We start from the raw sequence: 20,013 nt of genomic DNA, 5'->3' as shown, positions 1-20,013 counted from the left end.
TTATCTCCTTGAAATCTGACAATATTATCGTTTCCCCAGATACTCCGAAGGCAGCATGCCAAACTGTTTCTGAAAATTGCGGCTGAAATTATTCAACGACGCAAAACCGGTCATTTCTGCGGCTTCGTTGACTTTATAATACCCGCTGTCGAGCAATGTGGCGGCTTTTTTCAGGCGGGTGAGGTTGATCAGTTCATGCGGGGTGAGGTCGGAGATGACCTTTATTTTACGGTACAGGGTAGGGCGACTCATATTCATTTTGTCGGCGAGTACCTCCACATCGAGGTTTACATCGGTGAGGTGTTGGAGGATGATCTCGTGCAGCTTGTCGAGGAAGGCTTCATCGGCGCGGGAGATGGCCATGCTGCGGATAGGTACGGCCGGTTCGGCGGCGAAGTGCTCACGTACCTTTTGCCGGTTGCGCAGCAGGCTGGCGATCTGGGCTTCGAGATGGGCAGGGGAAAAAGGTTTTTCGATATAGGCGTCAGCGCCCAGTTCGAGGCCTTCGATTTTGGCTTGCAGGGTGTTGCGGGCGGTGAGCAGTATCACGGGGATATGGCTGTATTCCACAGCGGATTTTATCTGGCGGCATAGTTCAAATCCGTCCATTTCCGGCATCATCACATCGCTGATGACCAGCTGGATGGCGCTGTCATGCAGTATCCGCAAGGCGGTGACGCCGTCTTTTGCGGTAACGATGTGGTATTTGTCCTGCAGGTCGTCAGCGATGAAATCAAGGATTTCCTGATTATCGTCTACCAGCAGCAGCTGTGGCCGGGTTATGAGATGCTTTTCCATTTGCTGAGATTAAATTCTATTTCCTGGTGTATAGGTAATGTCAGTACGAACAGGTTACGGCGATCGTCTGTGTATTGCAGTTCCAGCGTACCCTGATGCAGCTGTGCGAGCGACCGCGCGATGGACAGGCCCAGGCCCGTGCCCGGCTGATTGTCGGCGCCTTTGCCACGGAAAAAAGGTTCAAATATTTTCTCCTTCATCTCGGCGGGGATGAGGGTGCCATCGTTTTGAATACGCACGGTAAAATGGGTTGCCTCCGGGCCGACCGGCAGCAGTTCAATCAACACCTCGCTGACAGCGTATTTGATAGCATTGCTGACGAGGTTGCTGATGATTTTGTGAAACGCTTCCCTGTCGATGTAAGCAAAGAAATCATGTACGGGAAGGGTTATACGAAATTGCAGCTCTTTCTGTTCAGCGGCGGGAATGAACTGCAGGTGTATCTCTTGTAGCAGCGCCGCAATACCTGCTTTCACGAAATTGAGTTTGTAACCGTTGATTTCCGTACGACGGAAATCGAGCAGTTGATTGGTGAGATCGAGCAGACGGTTGGTGTTGCGTTCCATGATCTGCAGGTTTTTCTGTACCTGCGGCACTTCTCCGGAGCGTTGTATCACCTTTTCCATCGGGCCTTTGATGAGGGTCAGCGGTGTGCGTATCTCATGGGCGATATGCGTGAAGAATTCAATTTTAGCCTGATACAGTTCTTTTTCTTTTTCATGTTCCAGCAGCTCCATGCGGCGCTGCTGCTGCTGGCGATTGCGCTGCCGGTAGTGCCGGATGATAAACCAGGTAAGGCTGCACAGGCTCACGATATAGAGCGCATAAGCGGGATAGCTGGCCCAGAAAGGCGGTAGTATCCGGATGGTCAGCTGCCGTGGCGCGGTGGTCCACTGGCCGCTGTTATTGGCAGCTTTCACCAGGAAATGATAGGTGCCGGGCGCCAGTTTGGTGAAAACAGCTTTGCGGTTCGTTTCCAGGTAAGTCCAGTCTTTATCCAGCCCTTCCATCTTGTAGGCGTACGGTGTCATTTCGGGGGCACTGAAACGCAGCGCGGCAAAATCGATGCTGAAAGATGACTGGTCATAGGCGAGTGTAATCGTATCGGTGTAGTTGACGGCTTTCGGTAATGCAGGGCTGCCGGGCAGCAGGGGTTTGTTGTATACCTGAAAACCGGTGAGGTACACCGGCGGCATATAGCTGTCGGCAGGCAGACTGGCGGGATGGAAGCGTATCATCCCTTTTACGCTGCCGAAGTACATGGTGCCGCAACTGTCTTTATAGGCAGAGTTGTAGTTAAACTGATCGTTGAGCAGCCCGTTCGCTTTCGTATATACTTTGATGTTACCGGTGGGAGGATGGAGCCGGGCCAGCCCTTTGGAAGTCGTGATCCACAGATCGTGCTGGTCATCTTCCAACAGATTATAAGTCATATTGCTCAATAACCCGTTGTGGGTAGTATACCGTACAAAGCGGCTGGTGGCTTTGTCCAGCCGACACAGGCCTCCTTCGGTGGCGAACCACAGCTGATGACGGCTGTCTTCAAAGATATGGTCCACGCGGTTGTTAGGCAGACTGGTACTGTCGGTGTGGCTATAGCGGTATACGCCTTTCCGGCCGGTGCGGGGATGGAAGTGATGAAGTCCGTCGCGTGTAGTGCCCGCCCAGTAAGTGCCTTCGCTGTCCTGATACACGCAGGTGTAGAAAAAATAATCCGGCAATTCTTTGATAAGGGCAAAGCCGTCACGGTCAGGAAGGTAGCGGTAAAGCCCGCGCGAGGTACAGAACAGGATATCGCCTTTGCGGTCCTGCGTGATGCTGTAGATGAAATTGCTGCGCAGGTCGTAGGGACCGTTGCCGGCAGCATAGTGGCGAATGAATTTACCGTTGCGTACATCCATGAGATCGAGGCCGTGCTCGAAAGTGCCTATCCATAGCGTGTCTCCGGTAACGAAGAGGCCATGCAGGTTGGTGTGTGACAGTCCACCGCCGCCTGGCAGGGGTCTGATGCGGGTGATGTTACCGCTGCGTGTGTCCATGCTGTTTAGTCCGCCGTCTTCGGTGCCTATCCACAGCCGGCCATAGCGGTCGGCGCAAATTTCCCGCACTGCATTGCCGCCAAGGGCGTTTTCGCCGGTACGGGGAAAGAACTTTTCAAAAGCGGTATACGAGGCGGTGAAGTAATTGACCCCGCCGAAGTAGGTGCCTGCCCAGATACCGTTTTCGCGGTCGCGGTACAGCGTGTATACGGCGTTGTCGGAGATAGAGTAGGGGTCGTTGTATTTTTTTCGCAGGTTGATGTAACTGTTATCAGACGGATGGTAGATGTAGATACCACTCTCGGAGGCTATCCAGTATTCATCGGGGCCGCGGCGCAGAAAATCGCGTACATACGTGCCCGTGCCTTCTTCGGTGTGGGTGAGCAGGTCCTGATAGGTATGCAGCCGGGTATTGAACAGTTTGAGGCCCTGCGTGGTGGTGCCTATGAGCATCGTATCGGGGCCGGTGGCGGTCATCCGGGTAATCCAGGTGGACGTAGTTGGCGGCGAGTGGTCGAACAGGGGATAGGCCGTAAACCGGTCTGTTTGTTTGTCATACCTGGCTATTTGCCCTTCGGGCGATGTCAGCCAGATGTTACCATCCGTGGCCCTGCACAGATTGCTGGCCTGTGGATAATGCGCCGGGGCCGTCAGATCGCCGGTGCGGGGATGGTAGCGGTATAGTTTCAGGTCGTCGCTGAACCAGATATTGCCGTCGAGGTCTTTGTCGATGGCGAGGATAATGCCGGGTTGTGCTTTGATGGAAGTGAATTGTTCCGTAGCGGGGTTATAGGCGTACAATCCTTTGTCAGTGCCCACGTACAATAGCCCGTCATTGTCCTCCCATATCACCGAGATATAATTGCCGCCGATACTGCCAGGCTGCTGCGGGTCGTGGCGGAATACGCGGAACGTATAGCCGTCGAACCGGTTAAGCCCGTCCTTGGTGCCAAACCACATGAATCCCTGCCTGTCCTGCCAGGAGCAGATCACAGCATTGTTCGACAGCCCGTTCTCTACCTGATAATGTATAAAGTTCACAGACTGGCCCGGTGCCTGGAAGCCGGCAAGCAGCAATAGGAAAATGACAATACAACGCAACGGCAAAGAATCTAAGGTTTTTATAAAGATAATAATATCCATTCCGATTGAGGAATCAAGGTCTGCCTTCAAAAAATGAGACGATTTGTAAAAAGATTGAGACGAAAAGGCGTACTATCAAGCCGGGTATTCTTTTTCTTTGGAAAATAGTTTAAGTGTTTTTTGTACGCTTAAATCAATCAAAATCTATGTTATGAAAGGCGGATACCTGTTGCCCTTATATCTTTTACTGACGATGGCCGGCTTTTGTCAGCCAATAAAGCCGGACACAGCCGCAACCTTTACCAATCCGTTGCTGCCAAGTGGCCCCGATCCCTGGGTGATACAGGACAAGGGCGTGTATTACTACATGGCCACAACGGGGCATAACATTACTCTCCGTAAAACAAAGGCGATGTCGGCCTTAGCGGCCGCACCTGCCACCGTGGTATGGACACCGCCGGCCCAAGGCCCCGATGCGCGCGACATATGGGCGCCGGAGCTGCATCGCCTCGATGGTAAATGGTACCTTTATTACACCGCAGGGTCTTCTGACAGCATACATCCGCAACATACGTTCGTATTGGAGAACACAGCATCAGACCCAACTACTGGCACCTGGGTCAGCAAAGGACAGGTCCGCGATACTGCCGCCGACTACTTCGCCATCGACGGCACCATCTTTTCGTATAAGGGACAACGTTATTTTATCTGGAGCGGGCATAATGGGAAAGACAATGTGCAACGACTTTACATCGCACGCATGAAAAATCCGTGGACGCTGGCTTCCGGCCGCGTGGAAATTGCTGCGCCCCGGTATCCCTGGGAGAAAAACGGTATTAATGAAGGCCCGGAAATACTGGTCAACAAACAACAGGACGTATTCCTCGTATTCTCCGTGTGCGGCTGCTGGACCGACGACTACGCCCTCGGCCTGATGCGCCTTAAAAAGAATGCGGACCCGATGGTAGCGGCCAACTGGACCAAAATGCCGGAACCCATTCTCAAAGGCAAACCGGAAAACGGTGCTTTCGCTCCCGGCCATAATGGCTTCTTTAAATCGGCCAACGGCAAAGAAGACTGGATCATCTATCACGCTAACTCCCGCGCGGGACAAGGCTGCGGTGGTCAGCGCAATCCCCGGATGCAGCGCCTCACCTGGGACAGCAACGGGCTGCCGGTGATCGGTGAGCCGGTGAAAGCAGGTGAGCCACAACGTAAGCCCGCCGGCGAATAAAAAAATCAATGACGAATTACAAATGATGGATTACACATGCGAGGCTGTTTCTTCATCGGTAATTCATCATTGACATCGTAATTCGTATTCTGTCATCTGTAATTTTTTAAAAGTAAATCATGATTAGAAACAGCTTTTTAGTACTGGCTTTATCCCTCGGATTAATGTCCACGGCCTATGCGCAACAACCACAGTGGAAAATTGCAGGAGAAAAAATCACCTCTCCCTGGAGTGAAAAAGTGAACCCTGCGGAGGTATTGCCGGAATACCCGCGTCCGCAGCTGGTGCGTGGCAACTGGAAAAATCTCAACGGGTTATGGCAATATGCGGTACGTGAAAAAAATGCTGCCACGCCCACTTCCTGGGACGGAAAAATTCTCGTGCCATTTGCCATCGAGTCCGGCTTGTCCGGTGTTGGTCGTACAGTGGGCAAAGACAGTCTGCTGTGGTATCATACCAGCATTACGCTGCCAGCTACTATGAAAGGCAAAAAAGTACTGCTGCATTTCGGTGCGGTAGATTGGCGTACGACCGTATACGTTAACGGTAAAGAAGCGGGTAGCCATGAAGGCGGCTTCGATCCGTTCTCCTTCGATATCACTTCCCTCCTGAAAAAAGGAGCACAGGAAATCACCATCAGCGTGTGGGACCCTACCGACGAAGGCCCGCAGCCCAGAGGTAAACAGGTGAGGCAACCTAACGGTATCTGGTATACGCCGGTTACCGGTATCTGGCAAACCGTATGGGTGGAAGGCGTGTCCGATGCGTATATCGCCGGTACTACACAGACGCCGGATATCGATCGCGCGGAACTGACCGTGAACGCAGATATCCCCGGCCGTCAACCCGGCGATGTGGTGAAAGTAACCGCGTGGGACGGTAATACACAGGTGGCCGCCGGTGATCTGGAAGCACAACCCGTACAACTGAAGATCCCCTCTCCTAAGTTATGGTCTCCCGAATCTCCTTTTCTGTACGATCTCCGTTTTACCATTACCCGCAAAGGAAAGGTGATCGACGAAGTAAAGAGTTACTTCGCCATGCGTAAGTCTTCTATCGGAAAAGATAACAATGGTGTGCAACGTATGTTGCTCAACAACCGCTTCGTGTTTCAGTTTGGTCCGCTGGACCAGGGCTGGTGGCCTGACGGATTGTATACCGCGCCTACGGATGAAGCGCTGTTGTATGACATCGCACAAACCAAAGCCATGGGCTTTAATATGATCCGCAAACACATCAAGGTAGAACCGGCCAGATGGTACTACTACTGTGATAAACTGGGCATGCTGGTATGGCAGGATATGCCCAGCGGTGACCTCGGCAACGGCTGGGAAATGCGCCCCGGCATCATTGACAGGGCTACCGATAAAAAACGCTCGGCTGAATCTGAAGCCTACTACCGCAAAGAATGGAATGCGATCATCAATACCCTGTATAATTTCCCCTCCATCATCGTATGGACCCCGTTCAACGAAGCATGGGGACAGTTTAAGACCATGGACATCGCCGGATGGACTATACAGAAAGACCCGTCACGCCTCGTGAATACCGCCAGTGGTGGTAACTTCTACCCGATAGGGCCCATCATCGACCTGCACAATTATCCGGAACCGGCCATGCCGGATCCTGCGGTTTATGGCGACAAGCGCGCGATCGTGCTGGGAGAATATGGCGGCCTGGGACTGCCCGTGGAAGGGCATGTATGGCAACAGAAAGATAACTGGGGATACCAGACTTTCAAAAATGCCGACGACATGTTTAAACGTTATTCCACCTTCACTGACAGGCTGGAGGAGTTGATCAGACTGGGACTGTCGGCAGCGGTATACACCCAGACCACCGACGTGGAAGTGGAGATCAACGGTCTGATGACCTACGATCGCAAGGTACAGAAAGTACCGGCGGAGAAACTAAAAGCTGTTAGCCAGAAACTTTATAACCCTGCGTTGGTAACGCTCAAACCCTGATATATGCGCTTCTATTCCACGTTGTTCGCACTCACATCCATTATAGTTGGCTTTACACCGGCGAATGCTCATCATTCGCCGGTTCCTCCTGCTTTTAAAACACCGGCATATCAGGAATTACCGTTAGGTGCTGTGAAACCCCGCGGCTGGCTGCTGCATCAGTTGCAGATCATGCGTGATGGCAGCAGCGGCCATCTTGATGAAGTCCACAACAAAATAAAAAACGATAACGGCTGGCTGGGCGGGAAAGGTGATGGTTGGGAAGAGACGCCCTACTGGCTGGATGGCGCGGTACCGTTGGCTTATCTGCTGGATGATGCCGCGTTGAAACAAAAAGTGCTACGATATATTAACTGGACGCTGGATCACCAGCGTCCATCTGGTTATTTTGGCCCCCTCACCAAAGCGGAACGCGAAAAAAATATAGCCATCACCGTGAATAACCCCGAAGCAGGGGAAGACTGGTGGCCCAAAATGGTGATGCTGAAAGTACTGCAACAATACTATACCGCCACTGGCGACCGTCGCGTGGTCCCTTTCCTGAAAAAATATTTTCAATACCAGTTGCAGGTGCTGAAGAAATGCCCCCTCGGGCAATGGACCGAATGGGCCACTTCCCGCGGCGCAGACAATGCGCTGGTGGTACAATGGCTGTATCAGCAAACGAAAGACCCGTCCCTGTTGGAACTGGCGGCGCTGATACAGCGGCAGAGTTATCCGTGGACCACCTGGCTTGGTAACCGCAACTGGGTGATAGACGCTGCTACACAGCAGGACGACCACCAGTGGATGCACCGCCACGGCGTCAACGTGGGCATGGGGCTGAAAGACCCGGCCGTCAATTATCAGCGTACCGGCGACCGGCAATACCTCGATTCCCTGCACACCGGCTTCCACGACCTGATGACCCTGCATGGCCTGCCCATGGGCATTTTCTCGGCTGATGAAGATCTTCACGGCAACGCCCCTACGCAGGGCACTGAGTTGTGCGCCATCGTAGAATCCATGTTCTCCCTGGAAGAAATCATCGGTATCACCGGAGACGTCCGCTACATGGACGCCCTGGAACGCATGACCTTTAACGCACTCCCCGCACAAACAACAGACGACTATAACAATAAGCAATACTTCCAGATCGCCAATCAGGTGCAGGTAAAAAAAGGAGTGTTTAACTTCTCCCTGCCTTTTGAAAGAGGAATGAATAACGTGTACGGTCTGCGCAGTGGTTACACCTGTTGCACCTCCAATATGCATCAGGGATGGACCAAATTCGCCTCACACCTGTGGTATGGCGCGCCGGACCATGGTTTGGCAGCATTAAGCTACAGCCCCAATGAAGTCACCGCCAAAGTAGGCAAACAACAACAGACGGTTACTATCAGAGAAGAAACCGCCTACCCATTCGATGACCAGGTCAGCTTTACCTTCCAGACTTCCGGTACGGTGGAATTTCCGCTACAGCTGCGTATCCCTTCATGGTGCCGCGAAGCGGTGATCACGCTCAACGGCCAGCCGCTGCGCCGCGAGAAAGGCGGACAGATCATCACGCTGCAACGGCCGTGGAAAAACAGCGACCAGCTGGTACTGCAATTACCCATGGAGGTAACCGTATCCGCCTGGGGGCGTAACTCCCGCGCGGTGGAAAGAGGCCCGCTCGTATATGCGTTGAAGTTAAAAGAGCGTTGGGAGAAAGGGGTGGATGAGCAGGAGGGAGAATATTTCAGCATATTCCCGGAAGGTCCGTGGAACTTTGGGCTCTTGGAGAAAGCGGTGAAAGCACCTGCCCAGCACTTTACCGTTCACCGCGACAAGCCTGTCTCCAATGATTTCGTCTGGAACCTGGCGTATGCGCCGGTGAGCATTACCACTTCCGCTAAAAGAATACCAGCCTGGCAGCTGGTGGATGATGTGGCGCCGCAGCCTGTCACCACCCGAGAGGGCACTTACAAAGGTCAGACCGCCGTCGAAGAAGAAACCATCACCCTTGTGCCTTACGGATGTACCAAAGTAAGAGTCGTAGCATTTCCCGTAGTCAGATAGGATATAGACACCAGTATTTTTTACATGTGATGACAAAACCAAAACTTAACTAACAGCCACCCGTCGGGAAGGCCCGGGGTGGGAAACCAAAATCACCCAAACAACACTCGTTATGAAAACACCATTACCATTTCCGGGCTTTGCCCGGAACCTACCCCTTATTGCCTTTTGGTTATTACTGTTGACAGGCATTCCGGTACTCGCGGCGGATATCCCCGTCACCGGTAAAGTCACGGACGAAAAAGGCAGTCCGTTGCCCGGTGTCAGCGTGAGTGTGAAAGGCACCGCCAAAGGCGCCTCCACCAACGACCTCGGCGCCTTTTCCCTCAATGTGCCCGATGAACATGCCATACTCGTTTTTAGCTATGTAGGCTATCAGCGAAAAGAATTACCCGTTACGCCCGGCAAACCCATGATCGTGCAGCTGGAACCGGATAATAAAGGTCTCGGAGAAGTGATCGTGGTGGGCTACGGCACCCAACGTAAAGAGTCGGTGACCGGCGCGGTGTCCGCCATTACGGCCAAAGACATTGAGCGGGTACACGGCTCTACTGTCAGCGCTACACTGGCAGGCAAAATCCCCGGCGTGAGCTTCCGTATGCCCGACGGCAGGCCCGGCGCTTCTGCCAATATCCAAATCCGCAACATGGGCAACCCGCTGTATGTGATCGACGGAATTCAAAAAGATGCCGGTCAGTTTAATAATATTTCCCCTAACGACATTGAAAGCATCACTGTGCTCAAAGACGCTTCCGCAGCCATTTACGGCGTACGTGCAGCCAATGGCGTAGTGGTGGTGACGACCAAGCGTGGTCGCATGGGCAGCGGCAACCTGATTAACGTAGACGGATACACGGGATGGCAAAGTTGGTCACGCTTCCCCAAAACAGTAGGTGCTTATGAATGGATGCTGGGTAAGGCCGATGCAGAAATGAACCGTGAAAACCCCGGCACACAAATTACCCCGGCAGAGCTGGAGAAATGGAAAGCCGGTACGGAGAAAGGGTATCAGAGCTTCGACTGGTACGACTTCATTATCAAAAAGAACGCACCGCAGCAGTCTATCAACGTGAACGCCACCGGTGGTTCTGAAAACATCAACTACTATCTATCCGTTACCCGGCTCGATCAGAAATCTGTACTGGGCCGTGAGTTTGATTTTAACCGTACTAACATCCAGAGCAATGTGGATGCCCGTATCGCCAAACGCCTCAAAGTAGGCGTGCAGATCAATGGCCGTATAGAAGAACGGGACAACCCCGGTGTGCCGGGTGGCGACGACTACTGGGCGCCGCGGTTTGCGCTGTTCCGCAACCGCCCCACAGAGCGGCCCTACGCCAACGACAACCCGGCCTATCCCAATGACATCGGCCATAATACCGAAAACTGGGCCGTGCAGTCCAAAGCCATTTCCGGCTATTGGACGGAGACCTGGCGCGTATTGCAGACCAACCTGAACGCAGAATACAATACGCCCCTCAAGGGACTTACACTCAAAGGCATGTACTCCTACTACTTCGCTGACCGGCAGATGGATGGTCATGAGTACACCTATGACACTTACACCTTTTATCCGCAAGACAGTACCTACCGTCGCACAGGCGGTAGCTCCAATCCATGGCGGGAAAGAGGTACCCGTAAGATACTGGAACAGGTAACACAGGGACAGGCGAACTACGCCAACACTTTCGGCAGACATAGCATTGGCGCCACATTCGTGGCAGAACGTATTGTTCGCCGGGAGATAGATGTATGGCTGCACGCCGTTCCCAAAAATAATGTGCTGCCCCTGATACAGTTTGCCGATATGGACACTTATAACGATAACGATGATACGCAGGCAAGGATCGGTTATATCGGTCGCCTTAACTATAGTTTTGCAGATAAATACTTTCTGGAAGTGGCCGGCAGAAGCGATGCTTCCTGGAAGTTCGCGCCAGACCGGCGCTGGGGCTTCTTCCCTTCTGTATCCGCCGGCTGGCGTATCACAGAGGAAAATTTTTTCCGCAACCTCCTCGGGCGCAACAGCATCCTCACAGACCTGAAAATACGCGCTTCTTACGGTGAGCTGGGTGATGATGATATCGGCATCGGCGCTTATGATTATATGTCGGGCTACAAGTACAACGTCTCCAAAGTAATCCTCGATGGCCAGGTGGTGGTGGGTTCCGCTGACAAGGGCGTGCCGAACAACCGCCTGTCATGGTTTGTGTCCCGCATCACAGACATTGGTATTGACTACTCCCTGTGGAATGGTAAAGTGACCGGTGCGGTGGATTACTTCTACCGCAAGCGTACCGGCTTACGCGGCCCTAAGTATGATATCCTTGTGCCCAGCGAAATAGGCTATGCGCTGCCGGAAGAAAATGTGAACAGCGATGCACAGGTTGGTGGAGAGATATCTGCGGCTTATAACGGAAAAGTAGGGCAGGTGCAATTGATAGTAGGCGGTAATTTTTCGTATTCCCGTGGCCGTTTCCTGCAATCTTATAAGCCACTGTGGGGAAACTCGCTAGACCATTATATGAATTCACAGGAGAACCGCTGGAGCAATATTTACTGGGGATTTGAGGCAATAGGCCAGTTTAAATCACAGGAGGAAATCAACCACTATCCGGTAAACATCGACGGAAAAGGGAATAAGACCTTATTACCCGGTGATCTGATTTATAAAGATACCAATGGTGATGGTATGATCAATGGTGCCGACATGCGTCCGATCGGTTATCAGACTACCGGTAATCCCACCATCGGCATCGGCTTTAATCTCGGCGTGCGCTGGAAAGGGATCGATTTCTCGGCTGACTTCTCCGGAGGCTCTTTGTATTCTTTCTCGCAAAACTGGGAAATGCGCTGGCCTTATCAGAACAACGGCAACCTGCTGAAACAATTCTATGAAGACCGCTGGCACCGGCAAGATCCGTTTGATGTGAACAGCCAATGGATTCCCGGCAAGTACCCGGCATTACGTTTTAACGATGGCGGTCACAGTAACTACAACAAACCGTCTACCTTTTGGCTGACCAATGTACATTATATCCGTCTGCGGACCATGGAACTGGGATACACGCTGCCACAGCCGTGGCTGGACAGAGTAAAGCTGAAGAAAGTCCGGTTGTATGTCAATACCTACAACCTGTTCTCCATTGACAATGTGAGCCAGCTGGGCATTGAACCGGAAATCGCCGATGAGAACGGACTACAGTATCCACAGAACAAATTTATCAACGTTGGTTTCAATCTCACTTTCTAAAAGCTATTTTATGAGAACATATGGTTTTTATATACTGTTGATGTTGACCTTATTCGGGTGTGTGAAAAGTAATGACGATTTCCTGAACCGCGCGCCCAGCAATATCCTGCTGGACGAGCAGGTGTGGAAGGACGAGGTGCTGGTATTGTCCGTGATCGCGAATTTGTACGACCGGTATCCGGATTATCAGACTATCGAGAACTGGTCAGAGTTTGCCGCTTTTGATGAAGCGTTTGCTTCTGAGTCCGGACAATACGGCCGGCATAAGAACCAGCAATACAGCTATGGCGCCTGGGGCTTCTGGGACTACGGTTATATCCGGGAGCTGAACCTGTTCATCGAAAAATGTGGTAAAGCCAATCAGCTGAAGCCGGAGACCAGGGAGCGTTTCCTGGCAGAAGCCCGTTATCTGCGTGCGAATGTATATTTCGAACTGGTGAAACGTATGGGCGGTGTGCCGCTGGTGCTGGAGCCGCTGACATATGATTACAAAGGAGACCCGGGTGCGTTGCAACGCCCCCGTCAGAAAGAATCAGAGATCTATGATTTTGTGATAAAGGAGATGGATGCTGTTATGCCGGCCCTGCCCGATGACGCTAATATTAAAAGCAGGGCTACTAAAGGACTGGTGCTCGCCACCAAAGCACGTGCTGCGCTCTATGCCGCGTCTATAGCCAAATATGGCGCCACTACTCCGCAGGTGTCATTGCCTGGTGGCGAGGTAGGTATTCCTGCATCTATGGCAGACGGATATTACAAAGCCGCGCTGGCGGCAGCCCAACAACTGATCAACAGCGGCAGGTACGCGTTGTACAATAAAAAGCCGGATAATCTTTCAGAGAACTTCGCAGCGTTGTTTTATGACAAAGGCGGCAACTCCGAAGTCATTTTCGTCAAGGATTTTAAGTTGCAGAGTGGCAAAGTAGAGGAATGGACGCTGGTCAATCAGCCGCGCTCCCTCGCAGAGGAGCAGCAGGGCGGCCGGTTAAATCCCTCGCTGAACCTGGTACAGTCTTTTGAAAAGCTGGACAACACTTTTGCGCCGTATGCCACCAATGCCGCTGGCGGTGATTACATCTACTACGATAAACCGGAAGATATGTTCGCGGGTCGCGATGCTCGTTTGGCCGGCACCGTTATCCTTCCCGGTACGGAATTCAAAAGCAGGAAAGTCGATATCTGGGCCGGGTATATCCTCAAAGATGGCAGTATTGTTACAGCCAATAACTTCGGCGGACAAGCCGTGGTGGGTGGCAATCGTATACAGGTAGTGGGTTTCGACGGGCCGATCGATAACCTGGAGTTTAGCGCGCAGACAGGTTTCTATGTGCGTAAATACCAGGACCCTGCTGTGGGCTCCGGCCGCATTGGTACCAAGAGCGAAGTATGGTGGGTACGTTACCGTTATGCAGAAGTGCTGCTCAACGCGGCAGAAGCGGCTTTTGAGCTGGGCGATAAAAACACTGCGGCCGGTTATCTGAACCAGGTACGCGCCCGTGCGGGCCTTACCACTCCACTTGCGGCCGGTGAGGTTACTTTTGATCGCATCGTTCATGAGAGGAAAGTGGAACTGGCATTTGAAGGTCATCAGCTATGGGACATGAAACGCTGGCGCCTCGCGCATGTGGTATGGGACGGCCTGGCTGCCGACTTAACGACCCACCCGGAAAGCGCCCGGTCTGCCAGCACCCGCGTCTTTGGGCTGTTGCCTTACCGCATCTACAGCCCCGGCACCCCACAGGACGGTAAATGGGTGTTCAAAAAAGTAATTCCCAGTAATGTTACCAGTGCGCATCAGTTCAGGCTGGGCAATTATTATTCGTTTATCGGGGATGATATCCGGAACAACAATCCGTTGGTGATCAAAAATCCTAACCAGTAAAAATCCATTCACATGAGAAACAGCTTATTTATCATCATTATATTACTGGCCGCTTCCTGCAAAAAGGATAACTATGCGGCACCTGGTACCAGCTTCAAAGGCCGCATTACCTATCAGGGAGAAGCTGTGAATGTAAGCCACGGGGAAGTATTTTTTGAACTGTGGGAATCCGGATGGGGAAAACGTACCCCCATCAACGTTGCTGTGGCGCAGGACGGCTCTTTTTCTTCGTTGCTGTTTGACGGTACCTATCAGTTGGTACTGCCCAAAGGGCAGGGGCCTTACCTTACGCTGCCGGATGCTGCCAGCCACACCGATACTACCCTGCTACAACTGAAAGGCGACCGTAACATGGATATAGAAGTGTTACCTTATTATATGATCAGGAATGCGAAGGTGAGTGCTAATGGCCGCCAGGTAGCGGTTACCTGTAAACTGGAGAAGATCATCACCGACGCCCGCGCCAAAAACGTAGAGCGGATCATGTTATACGTCAACAGAACGCAGTTTGTAGACGGTATCAATAACATCGCCACGCAGAGCATGAATGGTGGCGATATTCAGGACCCGGGCAATATTGCGTTGCAGGTAAATGTGCCGGCCGTCAATCCGGTGCAGGCATCGGTGTTTGTTCGGGTAGGGGTGAAAATAGAAGGGGTGGAGGATATGATTTTCTCGCCGGTTATCGAACAAAAATTATAATAGACAGGGAACGACGATCAACAAAAAGAAAAACCGGGAAAATTTTTCCCGGTTTTCTTTTTATGGAAAATGTTGTCAGGGGTTATTTGCCCGATACTGCTTTCGCAGCTTCGATAATGACGTTGGCTACTTTTTGTGGCTGTGAAATATATACAGCATGGCTGCCTTTTATCTCAGTGACTTTCGTGTTGGAGCGCTTGTACATATTCCGTTGAATGTCGGGGTTGATGCTTTTGTCTTCGGTGGCTATGATACCGAAGGCCGGTTTGTGTCTCCAGGCGGCATCGGTAACAGGGGACACGAAACATTTACCATAAAACGCGCCCTGTGATGCATACATGAATGCAGCTTCTTCCTTGCTTACATCGCCGCAGAAACCCGCGTGGAATTTTGCTTTGTCATAGTAAACGATGCCTTTGTCATCTGCAGGCAACACGCCGTTTTCGGGAGCAGGAGGAGCAGTCTGGAACCATTTAAGGGCTGTTTCATTGTTGTCGGGCTGGAAGGCCGCAATGTATACCAGTCCGGCTACTTTGGGGTGATTGCCCGCTTCTGTGATAACGACGCCGCCCCATGAGTGGCCGGCGAGAATGGCTGGCCCGTCCTGTGCGTCCAGCGCCAGTTTGGTAGCGGTTACATCATCTTCGAGGGAGGTCAGCGGGTTTTGCACCACGGTGACATGGTACCCCTGTTTGGTCAGCGCTTCGTACACGCCTTTGTAGCCGGAGCCGTCAGCGAATGCGCCGTGTACCAGCACAACATTCTTTATGACCTGCGCACTGGCGGCAGTGAAAGTGAAAAGGGCGAGGGTGAGGGCCAGGATAGTACCTTTCAGGGTGTGGAGGAGTGTTTGCTTTTTCATATTTATAGTGTTGAAGTGTTTGTTTGAATCAACGATACAAAGATGCGACGAAAAGCAGGCCTGCCTGATGAGCACATTACCCGGTCTGTTGTAATTATTTCCCTTTTTCGGAAATCCCCTTGCTTCTGAAGTCAGAAGGTGACGTGCCGGTGTTCTTTTTGAAGAAATTGGAGAAATACGCTACGTCTTCAAATCCCAGCTCAAAAGTGATGTGTTTAACCGACTTGTCTGTGTAGGCCAGTAATCTCCTGGCTTCTACCACAATTCTGTCCTGAATGATCTGTGATGGGGTTTTCTGGTTATATAACGCAAAGAGGTTCGATAGTGTTTTGGGTGACTTGCACAATAGCCCTGCGTAAAAGCTAACGGAGTGTTCTGTTTTGAAGTTGGCTTCTACCAGCAGATTGAATTTCCGTATAATATGGAACCGCTCGTCTGGCAGCTTTTTGGAAGGTACATATCCGGATTTAGCGAGGCTGGTCACATAAATGATGAGGCGCTTTAATAATACCAGCAACATTTCATTCTGGATATGGTCTGAAGTGTTGAACTCTTCTATAAATACATCAGAGAGCAATTGCAGCTTTTGCTGTGCATGATCGGTCAGCTTTACAATGAGATGGTCGGTGCTGCTGAAGAGAAACCCCACGCAGCTTACCTCGCTATCGTGGTCGATGATACAATAGAATTCCCGGTTGAATTGCCACGCCACAATGCTTTCGGCATGTTCAAAACTGAAGGACTGATTGAACAGCAGTGTCAATAAAGTATTGGAAGGAAATTCATATTCCGTGCCGTCGATGGTGACAGTCTGGCTTTGCCCCGGGTTCCAGGCGATGGTGAAATATTTATTGAACCGGTCTTTGGTAAATACCTGTCTGTCGAAACCGGCTTCATTTTTAAAAAGGAGCAGTTCCCCGCCGGTATTGTCTTCTTTTAGTTTGAGCTTCATCTGGGATATTTAGCGATAAAATTACACATATCAGCTGTATCAATAATATACGTATAATTTCTATTATCTGCTGAATATTAAACTAGATTAAGATGGATTCTTAAGCTAGGTTATTGGGGGTAGGGTATTAGGTGAACGATTTTTGTGGTGCAATTATAAATGTTTTCCTGCTTTAAAAAACGCTCCTATTCATTAAACATCAAAACCTAAAGACATGAACAAGATTACAGTAAAAGACGGCACTGAGATTTATTACAAAGATTGGGGAACTGGTCAACCGCTGGTGTTCCACCATGGCTGGCCACTGTCAAGTGATGACTGGGATGCCCAGATGATTTTTTTCCTGAATCAGGGATTCCGGGTGATCGCTTTTGATCGCAGAGGTCACGGCAGGTCTAGTCAGACAGCTATCGGACATGATATGGATACCTATGCATCTGACGTAGCAGAGCTGGTTAAAGCCCTGGATTTGAAGAATGCGGTGCATATCGGCCACTCCACAGGTGGTGGAGAAGTGATCCGTTATGTAGCTAAATATGGACAGGGCCGCGTAGCGAAAGCCGTACTGGTAAGCGCGGTTACACCCATCATGGTAAAGAACGAAAACAACCCTGACGGTGTGCCGATGTCTGTGTTCGATGAAATACGTGTTAACACAGCCACTAACAGGCAACAGTTCTTTCAGGATTTCACCATTCCTTTCTATGGTTACAACAGAGAAGGCGCTAAAAAGTCCCAGGGCATTATGGACAACTGGTGGCGTCAGGGCATGATGGGCGCTATCAAGGCTCATTATGATTGTATCAAGGCATTTTCAGAAACTGATTTTACTGAAGACCTGAAAAGCGTGGATGTGCCGGTATTGGTGATGCATGGTGAAGACGATCAGATCGTTCCGATTGCGACCACTGGTGTGAAAGCCGCTGAACTCCTGAAGAATGGCAAGCTGATTTCCTATCCTGGTTTCCCGCACGGCATGCCTACCACTGAGGCTGCTACTATCAATGCGGACCTGCTGGCCTTTATCAAAGCATAAATTATAGGGAAGTTGCTTATGAGCGCAGTCCGGGAGTGCCCCGGACTGCTTTTCTATTGCCCTGACCCGCGAAATTCTTAATCTAGATTAAGTCGTTTTCTTAATCTGGTTCATAGGCCAGCCAGTGGGGATGATGGAACTTTGTAGTGTAAATATAAAGGCAATGGTACAGTACATTTTTCATAAAGCAGACAGCCGGGGGCATGACCACCACGATTGGCTGGACAGCCGGAAAACATTCAGTTTCGGCGACTATTACAATCCCCGGAGGATGGGCTTTGGCGCTCTGCGGGTATTGAATGACGATACCCTGCCGGCGGGTAAGGGATTCGGTCTCCATCCGCATGATAATATGGAGATTATCAGTATTCCGCTGAAAGGAAGCCTCCGGCATGAAGATTCGGCCGGTAACAAAGCCGTCGCCGCGGCAGGCACTATCCAGGTGATGCATGCCGGCAGCGGCCTGTTTCACAGCGAATACAATAACAGCGAGACGGAAGTGGCTGAGTTCCTGCAAATATGGGTTTATCCGGAAGAGCTGAACACACCACCACGATATACGCTGGGCGCGCTGCAACAGGATGCCGACAGGAACCGCCTGCATACATTCATCGCGCCGGACAAGGAGGATGGAATCTATATCCGCAAAGATGTATGGTTCAGCACCGGGTATTTTGATCATGGTACAGCGTTTACCTACCCGGTTCATCAGCCCGGCAACGGCGTATATGCGTTTGTGATAGAAGGCCGTTTCGCGGTGGATGGGAAAGAGCTGTCGGCCAGAGATGGACTGGGCATATCAGCCACTTCCGGTATTGAAGTGAAGACGCTGAGCGACGACGCCCGCTTGTTGATCATGGAAGTACCCATGAATATTCATCCTTAATCATGCACATCATGGACCATAACATATCATTAAAACTGCTCGCTATTGGCTACGATCCGGCTATCATGCAGGTGGTAGCGCGGCTGCTGAACAGTCATGCCGGATGGGAAGGCGTTACCGCTCTTACCAGCGAAGAGGGACTGGAGAAAATAAGCAGCGGAAAATACGATGCTGTATTGCTCTGCGTAGGCGTAAGTACGGCCGATGAAGGTATCTTCCGCCAGGCAGTGGCCACGCATCATCCATCCACCATCGTTATCAGACATTACGGAGGCGGCAGCGGTCTGCTCGAAAATGAACTGCGCGCTGCACTCGATCATCATCAATAAACCAAACACTATGGAAAATAAAATACTGGGCCTTCACCATATCACCGCTATCGCGGCTGACGCCCAACGCAACTACGATTTTTATACGAAAGTACTCGGATTGAGAATGGTTAAAAAGACCGTCAACTTTGACGATCCGGGAACGTACCACTTTTATTATGGCGACGAACACGGTACGCCCGGTACTATCCTGACCTTCTTCCCCTGGGAACATATTATGCCCGGTCGCGCCGGTACCGGTATGGCAACGGAAATCACCTATGCGGTGCCCGAAGGTAGCCTGGAAGCGTGGAGAGAACGGTTAGCACGGTTTAATGTTTCCTCCGAAATAAAAGAACACTTCGGTGAACCTTATCTTTCTTTCACAGATCCTGATGGCCTTCAGCTCAACCTGATCGTGCCTAAAACACCTGATACACGGGCACCATGGCAAACCGATGAGGTGAAAGCGGACATCGCCACCAGAGGTTTTCACAGTACCACTTTATCGCTGAAAGAGATAGATGCCACTGCCGGCGTACTCACAGACATTTTTGGTTATCGGCTGTTGGCACAGGAAGGGAACCGTTATCGTTTTATCACCGACGCGGTAGCCAATGCAGGCATCATCGATCTGCTGGCATTGCCCGACGGACAGCGCGGCCATACCGGCGCCGGTACCAATCACCATGTGGCCTTCAGGGTGGCTAATGATGCTATCCAGATGGAATTCCGGGAAAAGATATTGAGCAGCGGATTAGAGATCACGCCTAAAATAGACCGGGATTATTTCTTCTCCCTTTATTTCCGGGAACCGGGTGGCGTACTGTTTGAAATAGCGACGGACAACCCTGGTTTTACAGTAGATGAACCACTGGAAAAACTGGGCAGCAGCCTTAAACTGCCGAAACAGTACGAGCCAGCCAGAGGAGAGATAGAAAAAGTATTGCCGGTATTAAAATAAACGTCAC

Annotated in this window: 14 protein-coding genes; 10 read left to right on the top strand and 4 right to left on the bottom strand. The window is 51.3% G+C overall.

Translation table 11 applies throughout. The features are described 5' to 3' along the window. Nucleotides 1-24 precede the first annotated feature (24 nt). Both ICL55_RS16300 and ICL55_RS16295 read right to left on the bottom strand, forming a co-directional pair. Nucleotides 25-798, bottom strand: a complete 774-nt coding sequence (locus ICL55_RS16300; RefSeq protein ID WP_188099126.1) for a response regulator transcription factor — start codon at nucleotides 796-798, stop codon at nucleotides 25-27. Then, a complete protein-coding gene (locus ICL55_RS16295) occupies nucleotides 780-3,944 on the bottom strand; it encodes a ligand-binding sensor domain-containing protein (RefSeq protein WP_188099124.1) in 3,165 nt (1,054 codons plus the stop codon). Before ICL55_RS16295 ends, ICL55_RS16300 begins: the two co-directional genes overlap by 19 nt. Before the next feature lie 187 nt (nucleotides 3,945-4,131). Between ICL55_RS16295 and ICL55_RS16290 the strand changes: the two genes are divergently transcribed. From ICL55_RS16290 to ICL55_RS16265, 6 genes are all read left to right on the top strand, one after another. Then, nucleotides 4,132-5,154: a glycoside hydrolase family 43 protein gene (locus tag ICL55_RS16290; RefSeq protein ID WP_246496395.1), complete on the top strand. Its 1,023-nt coding sequence runs from the start codon at nucleotides 4,132-4,134 to the stop codon at nucleotides 5,152-5,154. 119 nt (nucleotides 5,155-5,273) lie between these two features. Continuing rightward, a complete protein-coding gene (locus ICL55_RS16285; RefSeq protein WP_188099122.1) occupies nucleotides 5,274-7,121 on the top strand; it encodes a glycoside hydrolase family 2 protein in 1,848 nt (615 codons plus the stop codon). Nucleotides 7,122-7,124: 3 nt separating this feature from the next. Next, nucleotides 7,125-9,161, top strand: coding sequence for a beta-L-arabinofuranosidase domain-containing protein (locus ICL55_RS16280; RefSeq protein WP_188099120.1), 2,037 nt, complete (start codon nucleotides 7,125-7,127; stop codon nucleotides 9,159-9,161). Between the two features lie 112 nt (nucleotides 9,162-9,273). Then, nucleotides 9,274-12,414, top strand: a complete 3,141-nt coding sequence (locus ICL55_RS16275; RefSeq protein WP_188099118.1) for a SusC/RagA family TonB-linked outer membrane protein — start codon at nucleotides 9,274-9,276, stop codon at nucleotides 12,412-12,414. Between the two features lie 10 nt (nucleotides 12,415-12,424). Beyond that, nucleotides 12,425-14,296 carry a RagB/SusD family nutrient uptake outer membrane protein gene (locus ICL55_RS16270; RefSeq protein WP_188099116.1) on the top strand — a complete coding sequence of 624 codons (1,872 nt, stop codon included), beginning with the start codon at nucleotides 12,425-12,427 and terminating at the stop codon, nucleotides 14,294-14,296. A 12-nt stretch (nucleotides 14,297-14,308) separates the two neighbouring features. After that, the gene (locus ICL55_RS16265; RefSeq protein WP_188099114.1) at nucleotides 14,309-14,998 is read left to right on the top strand and encodes a DUF3823 domain-containing protein; all 690 of its coding nucleotides are present in this window, start codon (nucleotides 14,309-14,311) and stop codon (nucleotides 14,996-14,998) included. Between the two features lie 82 nt (nucleotides 14,999-15,080). On the opposite strand, the gene ICL55_RS16260 is transcribed toward ICL55_RS16265, so the two are convergent. Then, complete coding sequence (locus ICL55_RS16260; RefSeq protein ID WP_188099112.1) at nucleotides 15,081-15,860, bottom strand: alpha/beta hydrolase; 780 nt, start codon at nucleotides 15,858-15,860, stop codon at nucleotides 15,081-15,083. 94 nt (nucleotides 15,861-15,954) lie between these two features. Then, nucleotides 15,955-16,812, bottom strand: a complete 858-nt coding sequence (locus ICL55_RS16255) for a helix-turn-helix domain-containing protein (RefSeq protein WP_188099110.1) — start codon at nucleotides 16,810-16,812, stop codon at nucleotides 15,955-15,957. Nucleotides 16,813-17,026: 214 nt separating this feature from the next. On the opposite strand from ICL55_RS16255, the gene ICL55_RS16250 reads away from it, so the two are divergent. The 4 genes from ICL55_RS16250 (at nucleotide 17,027) to ICL55_RS16235 (ending at nucleotide 20,006) form a co-directional block, all read left to right on the top strand. Next, nucleotides 17,027-17,848, top strand: a complete 822-nt coding sequence (locus ICL55_RS16250; RefSeq protein WP_188099108.1) for an alpha/beta fold hydrolase — start codon at nucleotides 17,027-17,029, stop codon at nucleotides 17,846-17,848. Nucleotides 17,849-18,011: 163 nt separating this feature from the next. After that, nucleotides 18,012-18,734: a pirin family protein gene (locus ICL55_RS16245; protein WP_188099105.1), complete on the top strand. Its 723-nt coding sequence runs from the start codon at nucleotides 18,012-18,014 to the stop codon at nucleotides 18,732-18,734. 11 nt (nucleotides 18,735-18,745) lie between these two features. Beyond that, on the top strand, nucleotides 18,746-19,063 hold the full coding sequence (locus ICL55_RS16240) for a response regulator (RefSeq protein ID WP_188099103.1): 318 nt from the start codon (nucleotides 18,746-18,748) through the stop codon (nucleotides 19,061-19,063). Between the two features lie 10 nt (nucleotides 19,064-19,073). Then, the gene (locus tag ICL55_RS16235) at nucleotides 19,074-20,006 is read left to right on the top strand and encodes a ring-cleaving dioxygenase (protein WP_188099101.1); all 933 of its coding nucleotides are present in this window, start codon (nucleotides 19,074-19,076) and stop codon (nucleotides 20,004-20,006) included. Nucleotides 20,007-20,013 lie beyond the last annotated feature (7 nt).

Source organism: Chitinophaga varians, from assembly GCF_014529945.1.
Classification (GTDB): Bacteria; Bacteroidota; Bacteroidia; order Chitinophagales; family Chitinophagaceae; genus Chitinophaga; species Chitinophaga varians.
Note: the sequence above shows the minus strand (reverse complement) of the source record. Positions and strands in the feature narration are given on the sequence as shown.

Bases quoted from the DNA above. Each gene is read 5' to 3' on its own strand.
- ICL55_RS16235 (WP_188099101.1), top strand. From the start codon at position 19,074: ATGGAAAATAAAATACTGGGCCTTCACCATATCACCGCTATCGCGGCT.
- ICL55_RS16240 (WP_188099103.1), top strand. From the start codon at position 18,746: ATGGACCATAACATATCATTAAAACTGCTCGCTATTGGCTACGATCCG.
- ICL55_RS16270 (WP_188099116.1), top strand. From the start codon at position 12,425: ATGAGAACATATGGTTTTTATATACTGTTGATGTTGACCTTATTCGGG.
- ICL55_RS16280 (WP_188099120.1), top strand. From the start codon at position 7,125: ATGCGCTTCTATTCCACGTTGTTCGCACTCACATCCATTATAGTTGGC.
- ICL55_RS16285 (WP_188099122.1), top strand. From the start codon at position 5,274: ATGATTAGAAACAGCTTTTTAGTACTGGCTTTATCCCTCGGATTAATG.
- ICL55_RS16275 (WP_188099118.1), top strand. From the start codon at position 9,274: ATGAAAACACCATTACCATTTCCGGGCTTTGCCCGGAACCTACCCCTT.
- ICL55_RS16245 (WP_188099105.1), top strand. From the start codon at position 18,012: ATGGTACAGTACATTTTTCATAAAGCAGACAGCCGGGGGCATGACCAC.
- ICL55_RS16260 (WP_188099112.1), bottom strand. From the start codon at position 15,860: ATGAAAAAGCAAACACTCCTCCACACCCTGAAAGGTACTATCCTGGCC.
- ICL55_RS16290 (WP_246496395.1), top strand. From the start codon at position 4,132: ATGAAAGGCGGATACCTGTTGCCCTTATATCTTTTACTGACGATGGCC.
- ICL55_RS16265 (WP_188099114.1), top strand. From the start codon at position 14,309: ATGAGAAACAGCTTATTTATCATCATTATATTACTGGCCGCTTCCTGC.
- ICL55_RS16250 (WP_188099108.1), top strand. From the start codon at position 17,027: ATGAACAAGATTACAGTAAAAGACGGCACTGAGATTTATTACAAAGAT.
- ICL55_RS16255 (WP_188099110.1), bottom strand. From the start codon at position 16,812: ATGAAGCTCAAACTAAAAGAAGACAATACCGGCGGGGAACTGCTCCTT.
- ICL55_RS16300 (WP_188099126.1), bottom strand. From the start codon at position 798: ATGGAAAAGCATCTCATAACCCGGCCACAGCTGCTGCTGGTAGACGAT.